This is a genomic window from Dolichospermum sp. LEGE 00246 (assembly GCF_015207865.1).
GTDB lineage: Bacteria > Cyanobacteriota > Cyanobacteriia > Cyanobacteriales > Nostocaceae > Dolichospermum > Dolichospermum heterosporum.
In genome coordinates, this window is sequence record NZ_JADEWA010000747.1 from 1 (window position 1) to 1,300 (window position 1,300).

The window sequence follows — 1,300 nt, forward strand, 5'->3', positions numbered from 1 at the left end:
AGGATCGTGGATTAAATAAGGTGTAATACTGCCAATGATAGCTATACACTAGAGGGGTAGATGGATGAACTGATAGATGATGCAAACTTACCCTGGTGAGATTGAGGTACAAATGCAACGATACTATGAGTCGTTGTCAGAGAAGGATCGCCGTCGATATGCCGCGATTGAAGCGGTAAAACTAGGATACGGGGGGCAGGCATACATCCGTCGCCTTTTGGGATGCCATCACGAAACCTTACAGTTGGGGTTGCGAGAACTTCAGGACGAAACGGTGCTAGAGCAGGAGCGGATTCGCCAAGCCGGAGGTGGACGGAAATCAGCCTTTGAGACAATTGCTGGATTAGACGAGGCGTTTTTACGAGTGTTAGAGAAGCACACAGCAGGTTCACCGATGGATGAAAGCGTCAAGTGGACTAATCTCAAACGTCATGAGATTGCCGAATTGCTGGAAAATGAGGGAATCGAAGTGAGTGTGACAGTAGTAGACCAGTTGATGGAAAAACACAACTTTCGTAAACGCAAAGCAGTGAAGACACTCTCCACAGGAGAGAGCGAACATCGCAATGAGCAATTTGAGACAATTGACCAACTCAAGCAGTCTTATCAAGCCGCAGGCAATCCGGTCATGAGTATGGACACAAAAAAAAAGAATTAATTGGGCAGTTATACCGAGAGGGACAACTGTACACCCAGGAACCGATAGAGGTATTTGACCACGATTGGCCTAACCTGGCGACTGGAGTCGCCATTCCCCACGGGCTGTACGACATGACAGAGAATGTGGGCTACATCCAGATTGGCATCAGCCACGACACCAGTGAATTAGCCTGTGACTCGATTCGCTACTGGTGGAACACTTATGGTAGAAGCCGCTATCATGGAGCAAATTCAATTCTGCTGTTATGTGATGGCGGCGGTAGCAATAGCTCTCGTCATTACATCTTTAAACAGGACTTACAGGCATTAGTCAATGAACTGGGCATCGAAATTCGCATCGCTCATTATCCGCCCTACACCTCCAAGTACAATCCGATTGAGCATCGTTTGTTTCCTCATCTTTCTCGTGTGTGTCAGGGGGTAATTTTTGAGAGTGTTCAGACTGTTAAAGACCTAATGGCAACGGCAACAACTCGCACAGGACTTAAAGTGTTTACCACGATTCTCGATAAAACCTATCAAACAGGTCGAAAAGTGGCTCTTGATTTCAAATCAAACATGAAGATTGTTTTTGATGAATTCTTGCCGCAATGGAATTACACCGCTAAACCAGAATTACAGGTTATTTAATCCACGATCC

The 1,300-nt window shown here is 46.0% G+C and carries 1 pseudogene; it reads left to right on the plus strand.

What is annotated here, in order from left to right:
• Nucleotides 1–394 precede the first annotated feature (394 nt).
• A pseudogene (locus tag IQ228_RS26095) lies at nt 395–1,290 on the plus strand (ISAzo13 family transposase).
• Nucleotides 1,291–1,300: the final 10 nt, after the last annotated feature.